This is a genomic window from Streptomyces sp. NRRL WC-3618, assembly GCF_001280005.1.
Classification (GTDB): Bacteria; Actinomycetota; Actinomycetes; order Streptomycetales; family Streptomycetaceae; genus Streptomyces.
The window spans coordinates 51,398-57,397 of sequence record NZ_LGDW01000404.1 but is presented as its reverse complement, the minus strand read 5'-3'; the positions used below and the strand labels follow the sequence as shown (position 1 = coordinate 57,397).

The window sequence follows — 6,000 nt, the reverse complement described above, 5'->3', positions numbered from 1 at the left end:
GCGGATGGCCGTACGGACCCGGGTGGGCGGCACGGCGGGCGCGAGGCGGGAGGCGATGAGCGAGCAGGCGACGAACGCGGACCCGGCCGCTGCGGTCGCCGCGAGGGCGACGGCGGCGGAGAGGCTGCCGGTGTCGAGCAGCGCGACCTCGATGAGGAGCAGGAACAGCGCGGCGGCGGTACGCGGGTCCACCCGGACCGGACTCCAGCTCCGGATCATGCCCACGCCCCCTTCCTTCGCCCAGTCACTTCCCTGCCGTTCGTTATACAGGATGCCCGGCTCCGGCTCAGCGCAGCCGCATCGACGTGAGCTTGCCCCAGACGACCAGACGGTAACGGGACGTGTACTCCGGGGTGCAGGTGGTGAGGGTGAGGTAGTAGCCGGGGCTGCGGTAGCCGTAGGCCGGCCTGACGGTGGAGCGGGGTACGGCCCTGATCGCGCCGTCGTCGCGGGCGGAGGTCTGCGGGAGCGTCCGGTCGACGGTGTACGAGTACACCGCGTCGGCCGTCTCGACCTGGACGGCGTCCCCGCGTCGCAGCCGGTTGACGTACCGGAAGGGTTCGCCGTGGGTGTTGCGGTGCCCGGCGACGGCGAAGTTTCCGGCCTGGCCAGGCTGCTGGGTGCCGGGGTAGTGCCCGACGTACCCCTTGTTGAGGACGCGCGACTTGCTGACGCCCTCGGCGACGGGGACGCGCAGGCCGAGCCGGGGGATGCTGAGGACGGCGTACGCCTGGGACCAACGCGGCGTGGGTGAGCGGGAGTTGGCGCGGCGAGTGCCGTCCGCTCCCTCGCCGCCGGAGGGGGTGGCGGAGCCGGAGGGGTCCGGGTGGCCGCCGGAACCGGAGACAGCCGTGGCGTCATCGGCGGCACCGGAGCCGCTCGCGGGGCTGCCCCACTGCTTCTCCAGGGCCCGCACCTCCTGCCAGGCGCCCCGCTCGGCCTGCCGGTTGGTCCACCACAGCTGGTGGACGACGAGGAGCGCGAGGACCGTACCGAGGGTGACGAGAAGCTCGCCGCAGGTCCACAGCGCGCGGCGGCGGAGGGCACGTCGGCGGAGTGTGCGGTGGCGTACCACTGGAGCCCGAGCCCGCATGCGTACGCCTCCTTCGCGCCTCACATGGGTCCGGCCGCACGATAGGCCAGACCTCGCGAAGTCACCAGGCCCGGGAGGGAGCTTGAAACCGGTTCCCTGGCGCGGCGAACAGCACGCACCGTGTCCGTCTCCTCCCCGTGAGCACGCTTTGTCCAATGGTTTTAAAAAGGGGTGGCACAACTCTCGACAAATTCGCTCACCGCGCCCGATGCTTCGTCGTGACATGAACGGAAGGTCGTAATCCGGACGGAGAAGTCATGATCCGACGCAGATCCCTGCTGGCCGCGGCAGGCGGCACGGTTCTCGGCAGTGCCCTGGCCACGGGCACCGCGCGAGCCGACGCCACCATCACGGTCAACCCCGCCGCCAAGTTCGGGACGTGGGAGGGCTGGGGCACCTCGCTCGCCTGGTGGGCGAACGTGTTCGGCGCCCGGGACGACTTCGCCGACCTCTTCTTCACGACCAAGTCGGTCACGTACAACGGGACTTCACTGCCCGGCCTGGGCCTGAACATCGCCCGCTACAACCTCGGCGCGTCCAGCTGGAACAGCGTGGGCGGCGAGAAGATGGTGGCGTCGCCGAACATCCCGGCGTTCAAGCAGATCGAGGGCTACTGGCAGGACTGGAACAACGAGGACCCGGCGTCCTCGGCGTGGAACTGGTCGGCGGACGCCAAGCAGCGGGCGGCGCTGACGAAGGCGGTGGCACGCGGGGCGACGACCGAGCTGTTCGCCAACTCGCCGATGTGGTGGATGTGTGCGAACCACAATCCGTCGGGCGCCTCGGGCGGCGGCAACAACCTCACGACGTGGAACTACCGCCAGCACGCCTCGCACCTGGCCGCCGTGGCCCTCCGCGCCAAGAACAACTGGGGCGTGAACTTCGCGACGGTGGACCCCTTCAACGAGCCCTCGGCGAACTGGTGGACGTCCACCGGCACGCAGGAGGGCTGCCACATGGACGCCTCGGTCCAGGCCGCCGTACTCCCGTTCATGAGAAGCGAGTTGGACAAGCGGGGCCTGACGGGGATCAGGATCTCGGCGTCGGACGAGACGAACATCGACACCGCCCGCTCGACCTGGGCGGCCTTCGGTTCGTCGACGAAGGCCCTGGTCGGCCAGGTCAACGTGCACGGCTACCAGGGTTCGGGGGGCCGCCGCGACCTGCTCTACACGGACGTGGTGACGACGTCCGGCAAGAAGCTGTGGAACTCGGAGACGGGCGACAAGGACGGGACCGGCCGCACCCTGGCGTCGAACCTCCTCATGGACTTCCGCTGGCTGCACCCCACGGCCTGGGTGTACTGGCAGGTCATGGACCCGACGGCGGGCTGGGCGATGGTCGCCTACGACGAGAAGACCCTCCAGCCGACGACCGTCCAGACGAAGCACTATGTGATGGCCCAGTTCAGCCGCCACATCCGCCCCGGCATGACGATCCTCGACACGGGCGTCGACTACGCGGTGGCGGCGTACGACGCGAGCGCGAAGCGCCTGGTGATCGTCGCCCTGAACACGTCCTCCTCGGCCCAGACCCTGACCTTCAACCTCGGCAACTTCGCCACGGTGACGGGCGGTTCGGGCGGCGTGGTCCCCCGCTGGAACACGGTGACAGGTGGCGGCGGCGACCTCTACACGGCCCGCTCGGACAGGTTCCTGAGCGGCAAGACGGTGGCCGTGCCGTTCGCGGCGGGCGCGGTGCAGACCTTGCAGGTGGACGGGGTGACGATCTGAGTCACCGGGGCTGAGTCACCGAGGAGGTCAGGCCCCCGGGCCAGGCGGCTTCCCTCCCCCACCACCGCTCCCGCGGCAGTGTGCCGACCGTCTCTCTTCATTGTCGGTCGTCAGCAGTACGGTGATCCCATGCGCCCCGACACGCCCGAGGAAAACGTCGACCACATCGCCGAAGCGGCCCGCCTGGAGCGGACCGCCGGCCTCTACCCCGAGGACGCCGAACACCTGCTGGTGCAGGCCTCGGCCCACTGGGAACTGGCCGGCGACCGCCCCGCCGCGACAGCCCTGTACGACCGTCTGCTCCAGTCCCCGACCGACCTGGACAACCCCCATCTCGTACGGGCCCTCAAGGCATCGAACCTGTGGGAGTACGGCCACGAGGCGGAGGCCCGCGCGATCATCGACGGCGTCCGCGCGGCCGGCCCCCGCGACCCCGCCCCCTGGGTGATCGTCGCGGAGTCCCTGGAGGCGCACGACGAGTTGGAGGCGGCGCACGAGACGTTCACGGAGGCGGCCCGCCTGCTGGTCTCGGACGCGCAGGAACCCCCGTACTCGACCCACCCCGTTCTCTACGGCCGCCACCGCGTCCGCCGGATGCTGGGCGTGGCCCACGACGACTGGGACCGGCTCGCGGACTCCGTGCACTCGTCGCCGGTGTCGCTGGACGAGCTCCACGACCCGAAGAGGGTCTGGTCCCTCGGCTCCGACAATCCGGCGGAGCTGAAGGCGGAGATCTCGCGGCTGCGTGCGGAGTTGGGCGCGTTCCGGCAGGCGCTGTCCCGCCCCTTCCCGGTGGCGGTGCTGCACTGGCCGGCGGACGAACTGGCGGAGCTGGTCGCCGCGTATCCGGCCCTGGCGGACGAGTACCCCTCGCACGACGACCACCTGGCGACGATAGAGGCCTCGCTGCGGGAGCTGGCGGCTTCCGGCACGGCGAACCTGGGGATCGTCACCGGGACAGTGCCTTCCTACGAGGCGTTCGCGGCCTCGGAGGGGGCGTCTCCGGGGGAGACGGAGCTGCTGCCGCAGTACGCGACGACGCTCGCGGCCCGAGGACTCGCCGTGGGGTGGCCTCCGCAGCGGGGGGCGGCCTGCTGGTGCGGGTCGGGGGCCGCCTATGAGGGGTGCCACGGAAAATAGCTCGATGGCTTCGCGGGGCCCTGGCACAGTGACGCACCATGGATGACTCCGAGCTCCTGACCGCCACGGACGTGCGGCTCATGCAGGGCCTGGCGCAGCGCGTCACCGCCGTGCGCCCCGATCTGGTGAACGCCGACGCGTCGTACGGCGAGCTGGCCTGGAACTGGGGCAGAGGGCACCCGTACGAGAGCGGGAGCCGGCTGCGCCGGCTGTGGTTCTCCGGTGGCGAACTGGTCGCGTGGGGCTGGGCCCAGCTGCCGCACCGGGTGCGGCGGAGCGACGGGTCGGTCAAGGATGTCACCGGCGCCTATCTGGCCCACCAGGTCCACCCCGACCACGGTGAGCTGGTGGACGAGGTGATCGCCTGGTACGACAGCGTGGCGGCCGGTCTCGAGCGCACGGTGCTGCCGGTGTCGGCCGACGAGTTCGCCCTGAGCCGATGGGCCACCCACGGCTACGAGACCGACACGGCGGCGCTCGGCGAAACCGGCTCCTGGACCCAGCTCAACCAGCGCGACCTCGACGACCTGGAGCGACCGGTGCTGCCGGACGGCTTCCGGTTCCGCACCGCCGACGAGGCCGGTGCGGCGGCCGTGGTCCAGGCCCATGTCGACGCCTGGGCTCCGTCGCCGTACTCGACCGAGGCCTACGAGTGCGTCAGGCGGACACCGCCGTACCGCGGTGACCTGCACGTCCTGGTCCAGGCGCCGGACGGCACGATGGCCGCGTCGACCATCATGTGGCTCGACGAGATGAACAGGACCGCCGAATTCGAGCCGGTCGGCACGCATCCGGACTTCCGGCGGCTCGGGCTGGGCAGGGCGATGCTGCTGCACGGCATGCACCTGGCGCGGGCGGCCGGGGCCACCCACATGACGGTCGCCTGCCTGGGCGCGCCGGGGCATCCCAAGGCGCGCGGGCTGTACTACGGCGTCGGGTTCCGGCCGTTCACGCGAGACGCGCCGCTCATCAAGACGGGGGGCCGGGCAGCGGTGAGCGCCTGACAGCGGCCCGGCACCACGGGCCATGGGCCGGTCTCACCCGACGGTGGGCTACTCCGGTCCCGACCTCGACCCCGGCACCGGCACCGACGCCGGCCGCATCGCGTCCGAGATCGACTTGACTCCGCCGTGCACGGTGAGGCCTCCGTCCACCGGGATCTCCGCTCCGGTGATGAAGGAGGACGCGTCGGAGAGGAGGAAGACGACGAGGGGCGCGATGTCGTCGACGGTGCCGCTGCGGCCGAGCGGGGTCTCCCGGAACATCGCTTCCCGGAACGCCGGGGTGGCGGCCGCGGTCATCTCGGTCTCGATGTAACCCGGGTGAACCGTGTTCACACGGATACCGCGCGGGCCCAACTCCGTTGCCGCGATCTTGGACACGCCTCGCAAGGCCCACTTGCTGGCGGTGTACGCCACCGGGTAGTAGGCGGTGAGTGCGGCGGACGACCCGATGTTCACGATGGACGAGCCGGGCGGCATCAGCGGCGCGAGGTACTGGATGCCGAGCAGCGGCCCGGTGGTGTTCACCGACTGCACGTACGCGAAGTCGTCGGGGCGTACGTCGCCGAGGCGGTCCCGCCGGATGACGCCCGCGTTGTTGACGAGGCCGTGGACATGGCCGTACGTGTCACGGAGCTCGGCGGCGAGCGCGGCCCAGTCGGCCTCGGCGGCGACGTCCAGCTTCCGGCAGTCGTCAACTCCGCCCGGGTGTACGTCGGTTGCGATCACCGTGGCTCCGGCGCGGGCGAGCGCCTCGGCCTCGGCGGCACCCTGTCCCCGGGCCGCGCCGGTCACCACGACGACCTTGCCGGTGAGGGGGTGGGGGTGGTTCGTGTGGTGGGGAGACTGGTCGTTTTGGGGGGTGCGGGTCATGGCGGCCAAGGTAGCGACCGGGGGTAAGAGGAGTGCGGGTGGGGGCAGTTGATGGTGTGGACGGCTTCGGCGATTGCCGTTGTGCGGCGTCCGGGCGGCAGGATCGGTCGGTCAGCTCTTCGCTGGTGTCCGATCGCGACAAAGAGGCCGGTCCGGAGTA

At 71.0% G+C, this 6,000-nt stretch carries 6 protein-coding genes; 3 read left to right on the top strand and 3 right to left on the bottom strand.

What is annotated here, in order from left to right:
* On the bottom strand, nucleotides 1-219 hold a 219-nt coding region (locus ADL01_RS27730), incomplete at its 3' end, for a hypothetical protein (RefSeq protein WP_053744742.1).
* A 67-nt stretch (nucleotides 220-286) separates the two neighbouring features.
* A complete protein-coding gene (locus ADL01_RS27725) occupies nucleotides 287-1,093 on the bottom strand; it encodes a class E sortase (protein WP_053744738.1) in 807 nt (268 codons plus the stop codon).
* A gap of 257 nt (nucleotides 1,094-1,350) precedes the next feature.
* Here ADL01_RS27725 and ADL01_RS27720 point away from each other — a divergent pair, with 257 nt between their 5' ends.
* From ADL01_RS27720 to ADL01_RS27710, 3 genes are all read left to right on the top strand, one after another.
* Nucleotides 1,351-2,826 (top strand): beta-1,6-galactanase, encoded by a 1,476-nt coding sequence (locus ADL01_RS27720; protein WP_053744737.1) that lies wholly within the window; start codon nucleotides 1,351-1,353, stop codon nucleotides 2,824-2,826.
* Nucleotides 2,827-2,955: 129 nt separating this feature from the next.
* Complete coding sequence (locus ADL01_RS27715; protein ID WP_053744736.1) at nucleotides 2,956-3,966, top strand: SEC-C domain-containing protein; 1,011 nt, start codon at nucleotides 2,956-2,958, stop codon at nucleotides 3,964-3,966.
* Nucleotides 3,967-4,004: 38 nt separating this feature from the next.
* Nucleotides 4,005-4,970, top strand: a complete 966-nt coding sequence (locus ADL01_RS27710; protein ID WP_053744735.1) for a GNAT family N-acetyltransferase — start codon at nucleotides 4,005-4,007, stop codon at nucleotides 4,968-4,970.
* 48 nt (nucleotides 4,971-5,018) lie between these two features.
* Here the strand turns inward: ADL01_RS27710 and ADL01_RS27705 are convergent, their stop codons facing one another.
* Nucleotides 5,019-5,840: an SDR family NAD(P)-dependent oxidoreductase gene (locus ADL01_RS27705; protein ID WP_053744734.1), complete on the bottom strand. Its 822-nt coding sequence runs from the start codon at nucleotides 5,838-5,840 to the stop codon at nucleotides 5,019-5,021.
* Nucleotides 5,841-6,000 lie beyond the last annotated feature (160 nt).